This window comes from Pseudoalteromonas sp. AS84 (assembly GCF_038900255.1).
Lineage (GTDB): Bacteria > Pseudomonadota > Gammaproteobacteria > Enterobacterales > Alteromonadaceae > Pseudoalteromonas.
In genome coordinates, this window is the sequence record NZ_JBBMQY010000002.1 from 146020 (window position 1) to 161564 (window position 15545).

At 41.5% G+C, this 15545-nt stretch carries 20 protein-coding genes; 19 read left to right on the forward strand and 1 reads right to left on the reverse strand.

The window, feature by feature from the left end; translation table 11 throughout:
* Positions 1-13 precede the first annotated feature (13 nt).
* From WNY79_RS03070 to WNY79_RS03140, 15 genes are all read left to right on the forward strand, one after another.
* Positions 14-1114: a DUF2586 domain-containing protein gene (locus WNY79_RS03070; RefSeq protein WP_024609307.1), complete on the forward strand. Its 1101-nt coding sequence runs from the start codon at positions 14-16 to the stop codon at positions 1112-1114.
* A gap of 10 nt (positions 1115-1124) precedes the next feature.
* On the forward strand, positions 1125-1574 hold the full coding sequence (locus WNY79_RS03075; RefSeq protein WP_007378142.1) for a phage protein: 450 nt from the start codon (positions 1125-1127) through the stop codon (positions 1572-1574).
* The gene (locus WNY79_RS03080; protein ID WP_182755100.1) at positions 1574-2206 is read left to right on the forward strand and encodes a hypothetical protein; all 633 of its coding nucleotides are present in this window, start codon (positions 1574-1576) and stop codon (positions 2204-2206) included. Before WNY79_RS03075 ends, WNY79_RS03080 begins: the two co-directional genes overlap by 1 nt.
* Entirely contained in the window at positions 2196-2483 is a 288-nt protein-coding gene (locus WNY79_RS03085) for a putative phage tail assembly chaperone (protein ID WP_007378140.1), read from the forward strand. Before WNY79_RS03080 ends, WNY79_RS03085 begins: the two co-directional genes overlap by 11 nt.
* Positions 2484-2653: 170 nt before the next feature.
* A complete protein-coding gene (locus WNY79_RS03090) occupies positions 2654-5335 on the forward strand; it encodes a phage tail tape measure protein (RefSeq protein WP_342875096.1) in 2682 nt (893 codons plus the stop codon).
* Positions 5335-5664, forward strand: a complete 330-nt coding sequence (locus WNY79_RS03095; protein WP_007378137.1) for a DUF2590 family protein — start codon at positions 5335-5337, stop codon at positions 5662-5664. The genes WNY79_RS03090 and WNY79_RS03095 overlap by 1 nt, the downstream gene beginning before the upstream one ends.
* Entirely contained in the window at positions 5654-6802 is a 1149-nt protein-coding gene (locus WNY79_RS03100; protein ID WP_342875097.1) for a baseplate J/gp47 family protein, read from the forward strand. The genes WNY79_RS03095 and WNY79_RS03100 overlap by 11 nt, the downstream gene beginning before the upstream one ends.
* The gene (locus tag WNY79_RS03105) at positions 6795-7598 is read left to right on the forward strand and encodes a hypothetical protein (RefSeq protein WP_342875098.1); all 804 of its coding nucleotides are present in this window, start codon (positions 6795-6797) and stop codon (positions 7596-7598) included. The genes WNY79_RS03100 and WNY79_RS03105 overlap by 8 nt, the downstream gene beginning before the upstream one ends.
* The gene (locus WNY79_RS03110; protein WP_342875099.1) at positions 7595-8149 is read left to right on the forward strand and encodes a phage tail protein; all 555 of its coding nucleotides are present in this window, start codon (positions 7595-7597) and stop codon (positions 8147-8149) included. Before WNY79_RS03105 ends, WNY79_RS03110 begins: the two co-directional genes overlap by 4 nt.
* Positions 8146-8919 (forward strand): hypothetical protein, encoded by a 774-nt coding sequence (locus WNY79_RS03115; RefSeq protein WP_342875100.1) that lies wholly within the window; start codon positions 8146-8148, stop codon positions 8917-8919. Before WNY79_RS03110 ends, WNY79_RS03115 begins: the two co-directional genes overlap by 4 nt.
* Positions 8920-8925: 6 nt before the next feature.
* On the forward strand, positions 8926-9216 hold the full coding sequence (locus WNY79_RS03120) for a tail fiber assembly protein (RefSeq protein ID WP_342875101.1): 291 nt from the start codon (positions 8926-8928) through the stop codon (positions 9214-9216).
* A complete protein-coding gene (locus WNY79_RS03125) occupies positions 9209-9838 on the forward strand; it encodes a hypothetical protein (RefSeq protein WP_342875102.1) in 630 nt (209 codons plus the stop codon). The genes WNY79_RS03120 and WNY79_RS03125 overlap by 8 nt, the downstream gene beginning before the upstream one ends.
* Complete coding sequence (locus WNY79_RS03130) at positions 9835-10320, forward strand: hypothetical protein (RefSeq protein WP_033040806.1); 486 nt, start codon at positions 9835-9837, stop codon at positions 10318-10320. Before WNY79_RS03125 ends, WNY79_RS03130 begins: the two co-directional genes overlap by 4 nt.
* A complete protein-coding gene (locus WNY79_RS03135; RefSeq protein WP_342875103.1) occupies positions 10317-11021 on the forward strand; it encodes a hypothetical protein in 705 nt (234 codons plus the stop codon). The genes WNY79_RS03130 and WNY79_RS03135 overlap by 4 nt, the downstream gene beginning before the upstream one ends.
* Positions 10994-11950: a hypothetical protein gene (locus tag WNY79_RS03140; RefSeq protein WP_342875104.1), complete on the forward strand. Its 957-nt coding sequence runs from the start codon at positions 10994-10996 to the stop codon at positions 11948-11950. Before WNY79_RS03135 ends, WNY79_RS03140 begins: the two co-directional genes overlap by 28 nt.
* Here the strand turns inward: WNY79_RS03140 and WNY79_RS03145 are convergent.
* The gene (locus WNY79_RS03145; protein WP_342875105.1) at positions 11947-12462 is read right to left on the reverse strand and encodes a hypothetical protein; all 516 of its coding nucleotides are present in this window, start codon (positions 12460-12462) and stop codon (positions 11947-11949) included. The two genes, WNY79_RS03140 and WNY79_RS03145, sit on opposite strands and share 4 nt — an antisense overlap.
* 642 nt (positions 12463-13104) lie before the next feature.
* Here WNY79_RS03145 and WNY79_RS03150 point away from each other — a divergent pair.
* From WNY79_RS03150 to WNY79_RS03165, 4 genes are all read left to right on the forward strand, one after another.
* Positions 13105-13311, forward strand: coding sequence for a hypothetical protein (locus WNY79_RS03150; protein WP_182711593.1), 207 nt, complete (start codon positions 13105-13107; stop codon positions 13309-13311).
* A 37-nt stretch (positions 13312-13348) separates the two neighbouring features.
* Positions 13349-14536, forward strand: coding sequence for a reverse transcriptase family protein (locus tag WNY79_RS03155; protein WP_342875106.1), 1188 nt, complete (start codon positions 13349-13351; stop codon positions 14534-14536).
* A complete protein-coding gene (locus WNY79_RS03160) occupies positions 14537-14746 on the forward strand; it encodes a retron Se72 family effector protein (RefSeq protein ID WP_182711595.1) in 210 nt (69 codons plus the stop codon).
* A gap of 172 nt (positions 14747-14918) precedes the next feature.
* Positions 14919-15338, forward strand: a complete 420-nt coding sequence (locus WNY79_RS03165) for a hypothetical protein (RefSeq protein ID WP_170070705.1) — start codon at positions 14919-14921, stop codon at positions 15336-15338.
* Positions 15339-15545 lie beyond the last annotated feature (207 nt).

A 15545-nucleotide genomic window follows, 5' to 3' on the forward strand; every position in this document is an offset into this window, starting at 1 on the left:
AAAAGGAACGATCATGGCACAAGGTAAAGTAACCGTTGCCGCCATACAAACAGGCAGTGGCGCTACGAAACAGATTGAACGCAGTGTGTTGTTTATCGGTCAAGCGAGTGAGAACAACGGCAAAATTTTATCTATTAATGCACAAAGTGATTTTGATGTTGAGTTCGGCGCCGCCGACTCCCCACTAAAAACACAAGTAAAAGCATGGCAACGCAACGGTGATGACTTAGTGAGTGGTTATGCCATCCCGCATGGCGCAGGCGATAACGTAATGGCCCTTATTGATAAAGCAATGGATCAGGATGTTAGCCCTGAAATTATTGTTATTTGTACGCCAGTTACAGGCAAAGCCGACATTGAAAGCTACCAAGCCAAAGCGCTTGAAATTTTATCGAGCCTTGCTCGTCGTGTTCGCTTTTTACTTGCAGCACCTGGCTTAACGGCTGAGCAAAGTTGGCCTGATTTAGTGACTTCATTACAACCGTTAACCGATGGCGTAGTAGGCGATCGTGTGGCTGTTATCCCGCTTTTATTCGGTGACGAACTAGGTGCAGTAACAGGGCGTTTATGTAAAAGCGCAGTCACTATTGCTGATAGCCCAATGCGTGTGCTTACGGGTGCAATGTCATTGATGCCACACCCAGAAGATGCCGCCGGCAACCCCTTAACCAACTCAACCACGGCGGCACTTGATGCGCTGCGTTTTAGTTGCACTCAGTTTTATGCTGATTTTGATGGTACGTATTTTGGCGATGTAAACATGCTCGACGCTGAAGGCGGTGATTTTCAAAAAATTGAAATTGGCCGCATTGTTGATATGGCTGCACGTGCTGTGCGCATTATTGGGATTCAAAACGTTAAAAATCGTCGCTTAAACAACAGCAGCACCGGGATTGAATTTGGTAAACGCATTATGGGTAAACCGCTGCGCGACATGGCACGCTCTATCAATATTGGTGCCGATAAGTTCCCTGGTTTAATTCGCGCCCCAAAAGACGACAGTATCAACCTAACGTTTATGAATGCGACCACATTACAAGTCGTACTTAAAGTTAAACCAATCGATTCACCCAACACCATCATTGTTGGGATCATGTTAGATAACGCAGAGTAGGAGCGCAAACATGCAAAAAGTACTAGGCGGTAAAGACTTCGATATCTTCATTGGTGATTCGATGGTTCATGTTATGGAAGCGACTTGCAAAATTACGGATGGGCGCACCGTTAAAAAAGTGCGCGGTATTCCAAAGGGCTTTATTGATGGCGATGTTGAAGGCGAAGTAACACTAAAGCTTGATCATGAAAATTGGTTAATCGTGCAAGCGCAAGCTGAAAAAGCAGGCAGTTGGAAAGGTATTGAACCGTTTGATATTGCGTTTAATGCAGAAGTAGCTGCAGGTAAAAAGAATGTTGAAGCATTTGGTTGCCTGCCGCAGCTGGACGAAATTTTAAACATTAAAGCCGATGGTGGCGAAGAAGACACCACATCAATCAAGTGTCCGATTACTAGCCCTGATTTTGTCAAAATTAATGGTGTGCCATACCTAACTGACGATGAAGTGAGAGATTTGTAATGACTAAAGCCATTCGCACACTAACTGCCACAACATTACTAAGCACCTTGCAAGCATGTGGGCATAAAGTATTTGAGGGTGAATTAAACCTAAACATTATAGGCATTCGCCATACAAACACCCGCGCCAACACGTTTAACGATGCAATTTGTGTGTTGTATCAGCAAAACAGCGAATGGCAGTTAAAGCAGTATAAAGCCACAACAGATGCCGGTATTTACTGGCGTAAAAACCCAATGAACATAGACGGCACAGCGGTGCTAGTTGCAGGGCAGCATAAAAGCTTATGGACGTTGGGTTATCACCAAGGCAAGTATCGCGCCCTTGTACAGCATAAACCGGTTGTTGTTTTACGTGACAACAACAAAGACACCGAGTTAGACACGGATGTCACACCCCAAGCAGAGCTACAACAAGGTTACTTTGGTATTAATTGCCACCGTGCAAACAGCAAAACCACATCAACCCAAGTTGATAAGTGGTCAGCCGGTTGCCAGGTGTTTGCAAATCCCAATGACTTTGATGAATTTATTGCTTTGTGTGAGCAATCAGCAGCCAAGTACGGCCCTTATTTTACCTACACACTGCTAGAACAAGCAGATTTAAAAGAGAGTATTGATCATGGCGTTTGAGAAAAAAATCACATTAGAAACACCCGTTGGCGAAATCACATTTAATGTAAATGGCGCCGACTACAACAAATACATTAACTCGACTCAGCCAAATAACAAAGTGCAGCCGGCAACTAACTTTTTATTAAACACAGTGGTTGAAGCCGACGCTAAAAAGCTCAAAGAGCTGGTACAGCAACCGGGTGCCGCGTTGTTTTTAGTGGGTGCCATTGTTGAAGAATACCAACCTGAGTTTAATTTTACGGTAAAAAAATCGAAAGCCGAGCCAAGCAAATAGGCAAAAGCAGGCTCGATCAGTTACTGGCATATCACGCTAAATACTTTGGCAATGTACCAGTCACTGACGAGAGCTTGGCACAGGCGCTTTACCTTGAAACATCACAGCAAGAAAACTTTGTAACAGCCGTAAATAACGGTATTTGCACAGCATTAGGCGGCGAGTAATTAATGGCAACACTCAGCAAATTAGACAAGCTTACTTATTCAATCGGGATCATCGATAAAGTGACGGGTCCGGTTAATAAAGTGATGGCTAAAATAAATCAGCTGAGTCAGCAAACCGCCGCTGCACAAGATCAAATGATGCGCGGCGCAACCACGGCCGTGGGTGGCGGTTACGCACTTGCTAAATCGCTCGCGCCTGCAATTGACCACGTTGCTGCTTTGGGCGAGGTGCAATCACTGGGCGTTACCGACGACGCCTTGCAACAACTGACTAAAACATCTTATAAGTTTGGTTTTCAATTTGGGGGTAACTCGGCCGAGTTCGTCCGCAGTGCTTACGATATTCAATCAGCTATTGCCGGTTTAAATGGGTTTGAGCTATCTGAATTTACCAAAACGTCAAACATACTAGCGGTAGCAACCAAAGCCGACGCAGCCACTATTACCAGCTATATGGGCACCATGTATGGCATCTTCGAAAAGACCGCCAATAAAATGGGCAAAGCGAATTGGGTAAACCAAATCGCAGGGCAAACCGCCACCGCCGTACAGCTTTACAAAACCACCGGTGCAGAAATGCAAGCCGCGTTTTCAAACCTTGGGGCGACCGCGACAAACATTGGCTTAAGTTCAGCTCAACAATTCGCGTTAGTGGGTGAACTGCAACTGGTTGCTAAATCAGGCTCTGTGGCTGGCACGCAAGCGGCCTCATTATTACAAGGCATTGGTAAAGCACAAGATGCATTAGGCATAAAATTAACCACAGATAACGGCGACATGCTAGCAATAGACGTAGTGCTGGGGCGCATTAATAACCGCTTATCCTCACTGGGTTCTGTAGCGCGCGGCGATGTGCTAACGCAAATATTTGGTAAGCAAGGTGCAAAAGCCGTTGATGTATTGAGTACCAAAGTCGATAAGCTAAAAGACGGCATCACCGTTTTTGAAAACGTACAAGACAGCTCCAAAGCAATCGAAATGGCCAATATTATTGCCAGCCCTTGGGATAGATTAGGCGGTTCGTTTAATGCGGCCGCTACAGCAATGGGCAGTCGTTTACTTCCCGTTGTGGAACCCTTTATAGAATTACTCTCAGCAGGCTTTGCGGTTATCGTCTCGTTAACTGAGCGTTTTCCGATTTTATCCAGTGTAATTGCAACACTTGTAGTGGGCATTGTGGCGCTTATCTCTATTTATGGCGTGGTCATGTTCATGATGGGCCTATACAAAATGGCGCTGATAACAAGTGGAGCGCTCACAATGGGTTTAACAGTGATAACTAAATTATGGCAAGGCGCACTCATTGCGTTGCGTGTATTGGGTTTTTTATCACTCATTGCAACGATGGGCGCGGCGGCCATTGCCATGGGTACATTTAAAGCAGTTATGCTCGCAGGCCAAGCGGCTACATGGTTGTTTAATGCAGCGCTTTGGGCAAACCCAATTACGTGGGTAGTAGCGGGTGTTATTGCGCTCATCGCGGCGGTTGGTGCGCTTATCTATTACTGGGATGACTTAGTGGCTGCGTTTCAAAATACCGCATGGGGGAAAGTATTAATGGCGGTGTTTGATAGTGTGAAAGCGGCCTTTAATGGGGTGATTGATAGCGTAAAATGGGTGCTCGAAAAGCTCGGTCTGATTGACGATACCGAGGCAAAAATAAAAACAGAAGCGACCTCAACACACGAAAACATTAACCGTGCTCAGCCTAGCAATTTAGTCATGCAAAATGCAGATCAAGCGTTCAGCCGTGACTACGGCCAAGCTGTGATCAACAAAGCTAACCAAGTACCCGGTAATAAAGCCAGCACCCACTATGCTGCAGTGAATGATGTTACATATTTGAATCGAACGCAGTTAGACAAAGGTCAAACTAATAACGCTATTAACTCAACATTACAGAGCAGTAATGCCATTGAGCAAACAAATAGCGCGTTGGCACAAACGAACACATTAAATAACCGCAATGTAAGTTCAACTGTGACGAATGGATTAATCAATATCGCGCCTGTAAACACTGCTATTAATAACAATGCTTCAGCAAACGATGCTGCTTATTTTGCAAGCGCAACAACGCATAGTGTAGTTAACCCAGCATTACAAAATAGTATTGTTACAAACCAAAAAAATAAGGTTTTGGCACAAACCAGCGCAGTAACCATGGCTGCAAACGATGCTGCTTATTCAACAACGGGCAACATCAATAACAGCGCGACTAACTCATTATTACAAAGCAGCCCAGCTACACATAACGATGTTGGCCACAATGCACAATCAACACAGTTCGTAACACAATCAGCGATAGGAAATGGCAATACACGCACAGCTAATCATTTTACTAACGCGGCCAATTCACCTGTTTATAGTCAAAAATATGAACAACTCGCCCGCTTTAATCTAGGTGCAGCGCCATTACAACGATTGGCAATGGTCAAAACAGATCAGGCAATTACTAACACAGCGAACGCGTACAGCGTTGAGCCGTTAAATACTGAGCAACAACACACGAATAGCTATAAAGCCAAAGTACAAAAATCAGCGTTTTTACAAAGCCTAACGAGCAGCACCAGCCAGAGCAGTTCAAGCGAGAGCGATAACAGCAAGCGTGTGCACATAGACAATTTAACGATTAAATCTGACGACTTAGCGCAAAGCTTTGAACAAATGATGGAGCTAGCAAGCTGATGAACTTTGATATTGCACTGCACATAGATTTAGCCGTTGAGGATAATGATTTTGTACTTAATGACTCGCTGACACCCAGTACATTAAGTAAATCGAATGTGGTGGCGCAAGATATAAAGCATCGAATTTTAGAAAGCGGTTTACTCATAAAGCTGATTGGTCTGCGCAATAAAAACGGCATAGCGCCCATTTTAACCGAGCTCGAATTACTAACCGAGCAAGACAATCGGATTAAGCCTGGCACTATAAAAGTGTACCGAAATGACGACGGCACATTAAGTATCACCGCGCAAACGCGCCAATACGGGAGCCTACAAAGTGGACTTTAAAACCCTAATGCAAAATGCAGGTTTGCCAATGGATGAGCAAACAGCGCAAGCGCAGTGGCAAGCACAGTTAAAAGAGCAAAACATACAAGTTGCCAACAATTCACCCTTTGGCCCATTTTGGCGAACCGTTGAAGCGTTGCTAACAAAGCCCGTCGTGCAGCTGTTTAATTGGCTAGCAACGCAGCTAATGCCTGACTTATTCATTATGACAGCAAGCCGAGCTGCACTGATTGAACGCCATGGCCCTGCACGTAATGTGTTTATTCAAGCGGGCGTAAAAGCACAAGGATTATTAACGTTTACACGCGAAAGCGACGAGGGCGAAAGCGCCATTGTGGCAGGAACCGCCGTGGTAACCGATGTGCTAGGCGATAAAGTGTATAAGCTTATACTTTTACAGGATGTATATTTTGAACAAGGGCAACGCACTGCGTATGCATTGGCTGAAGCCTATGAAACCGGTGCAGCTTATAACTTACCCGCAGAGGCTTACCGATACTTTACTGGGCAACAAGAAGGGATCACCGTAACCAACAATGATGATTGGTTAATTAAGCCAGGCTCTGATGATGAAGACACTGAGCATTATCGCCTACGCATTCGTAACGTATTTGGTACAGCCTCCCGCTGGCATATCAATGCTGTATACAAACAAATTATTGCTAGCTTTGCTGTACCAATAGATAACATTGAAATTCTAACCAATGCACCACGTGGACCTGGCACGGCTGATGCGTATATTTACTTAGATGTTGGCCCTGTACCAACAGCACTATTGAGTGCCATTAACCAACATATTCGTACCGCAGGTCACCATGGTCTAGGGGATGACTTTATGGTTTACGCTATGGCAACCAACGGGTTTGATATAACCGCAACCTATAAGTTACATGACAACAGCCACGCTATTCAAGACGACTTAACCACGTTTATACAAGCCGCATTTCGTCAAAATGCAGCGTATGCACCTACACGCGTAACGCATCAAACTGTGTTCAGCATTAGCCAATTAATAACACAGTGCCATGAACAATTTAGTGAACTGCAATCAATCAAGTTTGATATTGACGACATAACCGCCGCCAACTGGTTACCGGTACTTACATCACTAACCGTTAATGAGGTTGCAAATGGCTAACGAAATCGCGACATGGCTCAATAAAGGTTACGCCGAAAAACTTGTAAAAGCGGCCACAGGCTATTGGGTGCAATCGCGCGACTATGTTATGTGGGCAGTGAACCAAAAAGACGAGTTAAAAAATGAAGAGCCTGTATTAGGGTTTCTGGCATGGGAGCGCTTAACAAACCGCTTAGATGATGAGCCAATCGAGCTATACAGAAAACGCGTACAGCATGCATTAGTTAATACTATTGACGCTGGCGAAATGGCATCCGTAAGAAGTATTTTCGACCGCTTAGGGTTAGAAGTACTCAATGTACGTGAGCGCATTGATGGGCGAGATTGGGACATTATTGCCATTGATATGTCTGACTCAACGCTTGCAGGCAATAACGATTTATTACCCGAACTTATTCAGCTGTATGGGCGAACGTGTAGGCGTTATGAATTAACCGTGCATAACAAAGCTGATGTATCACTGAGCTTAGGATTAACGCACGTACAGTGGGATAGCTGTCACATTGATCACCCACTGCATTTAGCAACGCAAAATAAAGCGCAGCAACAATACAGTTATGGTTTTACTGATTTGCAAAATGAAAGTTGCGAAGCACCACTGTATGCAATTACGCACGATGTAAAACACGTATTGCCATTCGAGCAGTTATATCAATTTCTAGGGTGTGACAACCTTGTAAGTAATACACATCCCCAAGCAATCACTACTGATGTACAGCATATTATTGCCGCACATCATCACTATGGATTTTTAAGTAAAGAGGGCGGTGTAAGTATCGCCAAGGAGCCATTATGACCCAAGCGATCACCGGCATTATGACCAACGCTGGCAAAAGTTACATCACAACCCGCGCGCTGCAAAACTCAGGGCTCGATGTTAAAGAATTAGTGTTAGCAAACATTCCTAATTTAAATGAAAGCGCAGAGCGTAACCCCAATGAAAGCATGCCTAGCACTTTGCAAATTGTGTATCGGCGCAATATTGATACGTCAGGCTATGTTGATTCAAATACCGTGGCATGGGCCGTCATACTTGAGCAGGACGTTGGCGACTTCGACTACAACTGGATTGGGTTAGTAACAGAAGACGGTACTTTGCTAGCGATTGATTACTTGCCACTACAACGCAAGCGCCAGGGCGTAAACAATGTACACAACCGCTCGTTTGTATTGAAGTTTGCAGCGGCTGCAGCATTAGCGCGGATCACCATCCCTGCACAATCGTGGATGTTCGATTACAGCCCACAAATTGATGCAATTAACACACATTTAGCCAGTATTGTGACGAGCCAAGTTAAATCCATGACACGTCATGTAAAACAAGTACTTAAGGAAAATAGCATATGAATGAATCAGATTTAGGTCGCGTTGTTGACGCATGTGAACAACTAACCGATGCCGTAGAAAAACACTCTGCGGCTATAAGTGAAAGAGTAAGCACTGTGTCGCAGTCTATTTTAAACAATTTGTCAGGCGACAGAGATGTTACTTTTTACGTTGATGTTAATGGCAGTAATGCAAATTCAGGCTCGAGTACGGAGCCATTTCAAACGTTATTGCATGCTTTAAACATAATTCCTGCCGGGAAGTCTGCAACGATAAAATTATCAAGATCACAAAAGCATGTGGTTGATGGCAATGTAAATTGTTATGCAAGTAAGGTAATTATCGTACCTGATAGCAAAAATATTGATCAGTCTAAAAGCATAGATATTGACGAGACGACACCTGAAATTATCTTCCTCAGTGGAAGTGTCTTTTTTTATGGGAACTTGTTATTGGGCTATTTTAAACAGTCTTTAGTTATTAATGCAAAGTTCGACAAGTATGGAGGCATCAGTTTTTGGGGGGGCGGGGCTGTGATCATTGCACGAAGCAAGGTCATTGTAGATTTAGAAAGTGCAGAGCAAGGGGTATTCGGTGGTGACTTAAATTACTTACTCCCAACCAAAATTGGTCTAAGAGAAGTCGAATTTGAGCTATTAAATGGTTATTTATCTTTGAATGGAACCTCAGTACTGGCTAATACGTTATGGGGGGTGAATTACATTAATGAACTCGTCAATGAGCCTACGGTTCAAAATACAATTACCAATATTCCTTATGCACCGGAGTAATTATTTATGTTATTAAGCGGAACATTAAACGGTAAAAAAGTCTGTAATATTGAAGCAAGCTCAGATTTAATTACAGAAGTTCAGAAGGTTGAGCTTCAAAAATCTGTTGATAGATTATGTCTTCGTAAAAAGAGAAATGCACTTATCTCGAAATATGACTGGACACAAATGCCGGATGCGCCTTTAACCCAAGAGCAGAAAGTTGTGTGGTCAGAGTATCGCCAAGCATTACGAGATTTACCGCAACAGTTCGAAAATATACACGATGCTGTATGGCCTGTTGCACCTAATGCATAACATTGTACTTTGTTATCACCAAACGGCCGCCCCTTGCTCAATGCAAGCGGGCGCGCAGTTACTTGCATTAGCGATCAAGGACGCGTCGCGAACCGATAAACCCACACGCTTTAATGGTTTGCTGCTATCAGTGAGCGCAAATGACCCCGCAGCATTAGCTAGCAAATTAAAAACAATAAACGAATATTGCCCAATACCTGAGTTTATTAGCTGTGCTCAATACGGCCAAAGTCAAAGCGCATTAGAGCAAACTCAGCTCGTAACCTATGACGGCCAAAGTATCGAATGGCAAATAAACACATTGCAAAACTTGACGCCAATACGTGAGCAACAAATAGCGGACGAAATTGCTACTGTAAACGACAGTGGCAAGCAATTAATAAACACCATTGACGATGCATTAACTCAAACCGTTGAGCTAAAAAAAGCACGCGACGAGCGATTAAATCAGGCGCAATTTACTGTCCAAAGTAGTGGGGTCGATATGCAATTAATAACAGCCGGCTCAGCAATGCAGGTTGCCGACTCAGTTGGTAGCAAAGGCAATGAGCATAACTATTGGGCGATGTGTTTGTTTGTTGGCGAACCAAGCGAGCTTAATCATATTAAAGAGGTGTTATGAGCATATCGTTAGATGGCTGGAATATCCCCGGGTATGAAACGCGGGTCAATGCTGGTATTAAATTAGCCGGCGGCGATATGTCAGGCATGGGAAGTTTTGCGCTCATTAGCGATCAAGGTGTTAAGCCTGGCATATTAACTGTGAGCACTAAAATACCGCTTAATGAAGAGGGGGCTTTAGCATTGCTTATTAGCAAAGCGAAAGCACTTGATGAAAACGGCGCCCGTATTATTTACACAATTAATAATGCATTGGCAGAGGCTTATAAAATACGTAAAGCCAAATTTGATGGCGAGGTAAAGGCTGTAGAACTTGAAGAAAAGCGCGCATGGCAAATCACCTTTAAACTTATTGAAGTACAGTCCGTATCAGAGCGTGAGCAACAACAGCTAGATGGTACAGCAAACCAAAATGCACAGTCGCAAGCGGTCACTTCAAATAACGATGTACAAAGTAAATTTGCAGCAGTGGAGGGGCCATGAGTACCCGCTTATCCGATACGCTAACAATTGGGGGTAAACCAGTAACGAGCATCGTTACTAAAAGCGTACAACTTGATATAGCCAGCACTGGTCGTGCAAAGTTTGAAATAGTGACAGAGCAAGTGCCAAGCGGATTAGTGGAGCTGCATTTAGGTTACACGCTAGATAATATGGTCCCGTACTTTCTCGGCGTTATCGAATCAAAACACCAGGCAAACGGCCGTTGGTATTTAACTTGTCGCGAATTACTCGGCGCATTAAGTTTCACTGCCCCCCTTGTAGTTCGCCATGCAACAATCAAAGCTGTGCTTGATGAATTGGCAAAGCTCGGTGTTGAATTTGTGACTCCAAATAACGCCGGCTATTTAAATAAAATGATACCCGCGTTTTACCATAGCGGCACAGGTATTGAAGCGCTAAAGCAAATAGGCAAAGCATGGGGCATTAGTGATTTTATATTTCAACAACGCCCCGATGGCAAAATATTTGTAGGCAGTTGGCACGACTCCCGCTGGCCGCTTGCAGCAATAAACGATTTTCCAGAGCATACAATAACAGCCCAAAGCTCAACTACCGGTGAGTTGATCGCCATTCCAAAATTAAGACCAGGCATACAGCTAAACGGGCGTCATATTACCGAAGTAACCTTAATTAATAACAGGATGCACATACGATGGTCAAACAAGCCATTAAACGCCTAATACAGCGCTACTTTCCAGAGTTAAACGAGCGTAAACACCTGCCGCAACTTGCACGTATCGAAAAAATATACGACCTACCAAGTGACGCCGCAGCAATCAGCACCGCGTTTAGGCCTCTAAAAGCGGCCGACGTACAGCTATTCAACCCGCTCACAAATGAGCCATTAGCCGTGCCTGTATTTGAGCAAGTAACACTCGGGACAGGGCAAGCATCCGATCACGGTTTGTTGAACGAACCTATGCCAGGCATGCAGTGTTTAATACAATACATTGATGGCCTAAACAGCCATCCCGTCATCACCAGTTTATTACCATGGCAAAGTTTAGTGCCAGAGCACAAACGCACCGATGTTACGCTACAGCAAAACGGCTGCAGCAAAATACAAGGCCGCGACGGCAACTGGCACACCACAACTGATGGCGATATAACCCAAACCAGCGATACCACAAAAAGAAAATCGCGCAACTGTTTAGAAAATCATCATGAACGCAATACCAATATAGCCATGCACGACACATTAAAAATAGACGGCAACCAAATAACCGAAGTCATGGGTGCCCTGAAAACAGTAGTAGGTGAAAAAGCATTAATTGTAGCTTTAGAAGGGCTGTTACTTGGCAGTAAAAAACAGGTAGATATTGAAGCCACCGAAAACATGAACCTAACCACACTAAAAACCCTCCACGCTAAAGCCACAGAACTAGCAAAGGTAGAAGGTGCAACAGTGTGGCTAGGTAATAATTCAGTAAACGTGGCTCAAGTACTCCTTGATTTAATAAGCCTGGTTAAAGACATAAACCAAAGTTTAGAAACTCACGGCCATAAAGATCAGGGAGCAGGGCCTCCAATAACAAAGGGCGAATTTACAGGCCACAAATCAACAGCAAGTGATTTGAAAAGTATATTAAAGCCAATTGTGGCTAATTAATTTTTGGTGCTGAATTTAAATTTTTCTTTGACTGTTTCATCATAGAGTGATGTGTATTCAAACTCTAGAGTCAATTTGGATGTTATTTCGCTTTCAATCTCGTTTTTACTTTGTTGACTTGTTCTGTCATCAAACTGTAATTCCAATATAATTATTGTTTCGCCTTGAGCTATATAACTATTTTGTTTTTGTGTAGAGGTAATTGGTGGTTTTTTGTATGCACAATACGCCCGAAATTTTTCATTAATTATTGTTTCGAAGTCTTCGTATTCGATGAGTTCATCATCATAAAAAAACTTAAATTCATCTACTTTTGCTGGACCTAAACCTTTGTTGGTTATTGAAAATGTAAAGGCTTCTACATGTAGGTTAATATTACTGCATATTGCAGGTCTGACAGATAGCTCATTGTGCCGTTTATTTGACTTTGATTGCTGCCAAGTAAAGTAGATCGCAACTATCGCTATAAGTGTTGAAATTAAGGGTAAGGCGAACTTTAGAATTAGATCCATAATCGTGCAATCTCATATTAGAGCGGAGAATAAGAGTTGTGTATATATATGTGTATAAAACATTTTGAATGTTTGTTTTATTTGTTTTAAATCAGATGCTTGATGTCATTATCTCATAGTCGTGCCAATAGATTGTTGCTTGATTTTGCTCTTGATATGCCATTTGAAAACCCTGAGTAGTTAACTTAAAAACGCCTAAATACACGCCAAGTTACTAAAATAATGAATTATTTAGATTATGGCATATGGGCGAGGGAGTTTATAGGTTTGGGTGATAAATGAGGTGTTTAGTGCTTTTTAGTAATGAAATAATAAAAACTGTTTACATAAGTAATCAAGGTGTACTAATATAGATTCGTGGGTGCTAATCGCCCATTTGCTTTGTTTTCTATCGTGTATTAAACAGAAAAACGACGCTCTAACGAGCGAATCAATAGTAAATTACCATTGATTCTTGACCCGCCTCCGCGCACTTAGGTTCCTTTTGACCTGCAGCTGTTTTAGCTACAAAAGGACTCCAAAATAAGCGACGGTTGTCTGGCATTGATTAGAGAGGTCGGCCCAAAGGTCATTATTAAGATTTCTGTAAACGTTTTTATTGGTCTGGCAGACAATTAAGTCAAAACTAATAAGGAACAAAAAATGTATAAGTTAAAACTACACATTATTTACACGAACAAAAATGAAAACACAGATATTAATATTTTAGTAAATGTTGATAAATCTGAACAGCAAAATGACCAGGGCCTAAAGGGTAAACTAGGACTAGTTTTAGACTATTTCCCTTTGGTTGTTCGATTATTAAGTGTCGCACCAGTAATCTTGGATGCAATCTCTAAAATGATTTAATAGCTGATCTCTCTTTTTCACTTTATTTTGGTACCTTATGGATAAGCCTTTATACCCATGCAAGCCTATTGGTTCAATAGAAGTTCTTGCTAAAACTCTTGGTATACACACTAGTAAATTACAGAGTATCTCAAAAAAAATTGAAGAGTCATACACCCCTCACACACTTAAACCAAACTCTAGTACGGGTAAAGTCCGAAGCGTTTTCGACCCAAAATTTGAATTAAAAAAACTCCAAAAACGAATTAACTCAAGAATTTTTGAAAATATCAAATTCCCGGAGTATTTACAGGGTGGATTAAAAGCTACAGCATCTTGCAAACGTGATTATGTAGAAAATGCAGAAATTCATGGACGAAGCAAAACATTAATCAATCTTGATGTAAAAGATTTTTATCCCAACATTAAAGTAGATACTGTAAGAGATATATTTAAAAATTTTTTTCGATTTAGTGATGATGTTGTTGATATTTTAACTGTGATTACGACATATAGAGGTTGCTTACCTCAAGGTGGGTGTACTTCAAGTTACTTAGCTAATTTAGTTTTTTATAACAATGAATATCGTTTATTTAGTTCACTTAGAGGTCGAGGTTTAAGATATACAAGATTACTTGACGACATTACAATTTCATCTAAAACGGCTATTGATAATAAAGTTCGAGAAAAAGCAATTAAAGATGTTGCTGCAATGCTTAAGAAGAAAAATCTTAGGTTAAAATCTAGTAAAACTAAAATCACAGATCGCACTGAGATGCATAAAGATTTTGAGGTGACAGGGCTATGTGTTAGAAGTCGCTTGCCCAACATACCCAAAAAAGAACGAAAATATATTAGGCAATTAGTTTTTAATTGCGAAAAAATCGGTAGAAATGACAAGACAAGTAAAGAATATCATTCATTGTGGAATAAAACCTCAGGATTAGTTACAAGATTAGGGCGGTTAGGTAATACACAAGCTTCAGACTATCGTTCGCGATTATCTGAAGTACTCCCCGAGTATGATGAATACGAGGAGGCTAAACTTGTTAAAAGGTCAAATGCTGCTTTAAAAGTTCCTCAAAGTGAGCACCTAAAATGGGGAGTGATCAAACGGTATAATATTATAATTTATCATTTAGGAATTTTAACAAGAACTAAAGCTTTGTTAGCTAGAAATTTGAGAAATAAATTAAAAGAGCATTATAGTCTAGTTCCATCGGTTAAAGATTTTTGGGAAAAATAAATGTCAAAAGAACAAGGATATATAAATGCATTCAATGACTTTAAAGGTTTTGGATTTATAAGAAGGGAAAAAGGTAAAGATGTATTTTTCTCAATTGATGACCTTGAAGATGGTTTTGATATAGATTCCGTATTAGTAGGTATGAGATTAAATTTTAGTATAATTGATACTTCAAAAGGCCCAAGAGCCACAAGTATAAAAATCAAATGAGCAGTTTCTTATCGCCTGGATATAGTTAATAGGTAACTAAGTGTTAGACTAAAGTCTATAGGTTAGATTTATTCACTTGTTAGGTTTGTTTTAATCGTTTGTCGGTTTTGTGTTAATTCTCTAAAGTTTAGTTGTCGGCAACAAGTACGACTAACTTAACAGGACAATAATCATGAAACTTACTCTTATCAAAACTATCGCTCTTAGCTCACTACTTACATGTTCAGCTGCTGCAATGGCTGATCAAAGTGATTACAAATTAATGGTTATTGAAACTGCAACAGCGCCACAGCCACTTGAGCAATCATTTAATAGCTGCGCACTGAATGTTAAGTCAAAAAATTACGCTGAAGCTGAAGCAATTTGTACTAAAGCAATCGCACTTTTAAAAGACGCAGATGGCCCTAAATTTAAAGTACGCCAACTTACGTCATTCGCATTAAGCAACCGTGGTGTTGCTCGTTTAAAAGCGAATAACGACACTGCTGGCCTTGCTGATTTATACGAAGCAAATGAAATGTCTAAAAGTGCAATGGTATCGCATAACTTAACTCGCGCTAAAGAAGACTTATCTTTGATAAGCGCTTTATAAAATACTTAAAAAGCATGATATAAAATAGCGAGAGTAAAAAAGCCCATGTTAGGTTAATTCCTAACATGGGCTTTTTTGTTTTATTTAACGCGTGAGTTAATACTTTAAATACGTTAATTGAGTGGGGTGTGTATTTATAATTAATATTTTGGGTATGCTTGTTTAGGCTACACGAATATAATGCGAGATAACCGTATAAAAAATAAT

What these genes read in the sequence shown, in the direction of transcription:
- WNY79_RS03070 (WP_024609307.1), top strand. Translation starts at nt 14, where the DNA reads ATGGCACAAGGTAAAGTAACCGTTGCCGCCATACAAACAGGCAGTGGC.
- WNY79_RS03075 (WP_007378142.1), top strand. Translation starts at nt 1,125, where the DNA reads ATGCAAAAAGTACTAGGCGGTAAAGACTTCGATATCTTCATTGGTGAT.
- WNY79_RS03080 (WP_182755100.1), top strand. Translation starts at nt 1,574, where the DNA reads ATGACTAAAGCCATTCGCACACTAACTGCCACAACATTACTAAGCACC.
- WNY79_RS03085 (WP_007378140.1), top strand. Translation starts at nt 2,196, where the DNA reads ATGGCGTTTGAGAAAAAAATCACATTAGAAACACCCGTTGGCGAAATC.
- WNY79_RS03090 (WP_342875096.1), top strand. Translation starts at nt 2,654, where the DNA reads ATGGCAACACTCAGCAAATTAGACAAGCTTACTTATTCAATCGGGATC.
- WNY79_RS03095 (WP_007378137.1), top strand. Translation starts at nt 5,335, where the DNA reads ATGAACTTTGATATTGCACTGCACATAGATTTAGCCGTTGAGGATAAT.
- WNY79_RS03105 (WP_342875098.1), top strand. Translation starts at nt 6,795, where the DNA reads ATGGCTAACGAAATCGCGACATGGCTCAATAAAGGTTACGCCGAAAAA.
- WNY79_RS03110 (WP_342875099.1), top strand. Translation starts at nt 7,595, where the DNA reads ATGACCCAAGCGATCACCGGCATTATGACCAACGCTGGCAAAAGTTAC.
- WNY79_RS03115 (WP_342875100.1), top strand. Translation starts at nt 8,146, where the DNA reads ATGAATGAATCAGATTTAGGTCGCGTTGTTGACGCATGTGAACAACTA.
- WNY79_RS03120 (WP_342875101.1), top strand. Translation starts at nt 8,926, where the DNA reads ATGTTATTAAGCGGAACATTAAACGGTAAAAAAGTCTGTAATATTGAA.
- WNY79_RS03125 (WP_342875102.1), top strand. Translation starts at nt 9,209, where the DNA reads ATGCATAACATTGTACTTTGTTATCACCAAACGGCCGCCCCTTGCTCA.
- WNY79_RS03130 (WP_033040806.1), top strand. Translation starts at nt 9,835, where the DNA reads ATGAGCATATCGTTAGATGGCTGGAATATCCCCGGGTATGAAACGCGG.
- WNY79_RS03135 (WP_342875103.1), top strand. Translation starts at nt 10,317, where the DNA reads ATGAGTACCCGCTTATCCGATACGCTAACAATTGGGGGTAAACCAGTA.
- WNY79_RS03140 (WP_342875104.1), top strand. Translation starts at nt 10,994, where the DNA reads ATGGTCAAACAAGCCATTAAACGCCTAATACAGCGCTACTTTCCAGAG.
- WNY79_RS03145 (WP_342875105.1), bottom strand. Translation starts at nt 12,462, where the DNA reads ATGGATCTAATTCTAAAGTTCGCCTTACCCTTAATTTCAACACTTATA.
- WNY79_RS03150 (WP_182711593.1), top strand. Translation starts at nt 13,105, where the DNA reads ATGTATAAGTTAAAACTACACATTATTTACACGAACAAAAATGAAAAC.
- WNY79_RS03155 (WP_342875106.1), top strand. Translation starts at nt 13,349, where the DNA reads ATGGATAAGCCTTTATACCCATGCAAGCCTATTGGTTCAATAGAAGTT.
- WNY79_RS03160 (WP_182711595.1), top strand. Translation starts at nt 14,537, where the DNA reads ATGTCAAAAGAACAAGGATATATAAATGCATTCAATGACTTTAAAGGT.
- WNY79_RS03165 (WP_170070705.1), top strand. Translation starts at nt 14,919, where the DNA reads ATGAAACTTACTCTTATCAAAACTATCGCTCTTAGCTCACTACTTACA.